The 600-nt window shown below is 75.3% G+C and carries 1 protein-coding gene; it reads left to right on the forward strand.

The annotated features are described in order from the left end of the window. Nucleotides 1-600 (forward strand): acyltransferase domain-containing protein (locus AC6CKD_RS37960; protein ID WP_498333988.1); only part of this gene is annotated, 600 nt, incomplete at both ends.

The following is a 600-nucleotide window of genomic DNA, read 5'->3' on the forward strand; positions in this document are numbered from 1 at the left end:
CGCACCGAAGACGCCGGAGACGGCGAAGGCAGCCGGCCCCAGCTCGTCTTCCTCTCGGCCGGCAACACCGAGCTGCTGGACCAGCACATCGGCGACGTACTCGACGCACTCGACACGGCGGACCCCGCCCCGCTGGCCGCCGTGGCCCACACCCTCGGCTCCCGGCAACCACTGACCGCCCGGCTCGCCATCGTGGCCACCACCACCGACACGTTCCTCGAGCGGCTGCGCCACGCCCGCGAACAGCTCCTCACCGGCGCCCGCGGCGACCTCGGCGACGGCGCCCACGCCGCCGACGCCCCCCTCCCGGCCGCCCAGCGCCGTACCGCCTTCCTCTTCCCCGGCCAGGGCAGCCAGCGGCCGGACATGATGCGAGACCTCCACCAGAGGTTCCCCGCCTACCGCTCCGCCGTCCGCGTCCTCAGCACCGTGGCCCGCCCCGACCTCGGCCTCGACCTGGCCGACCTCCTGTACGGCGATGAGGCCCAGCCCCACGGCGACAGCCAGGAGCTCCGGACGCGGCTCGCCGCCACCGACGTGTGCCAGCCCCTGCTCGGCACCGTCCAGATCGCCACCACCCGCGTCCTCGCCGACTGCGGC

The sequence above is a fragment of the Streptomyces sp. GQ60 genome, from assembly GCF_059758875.1.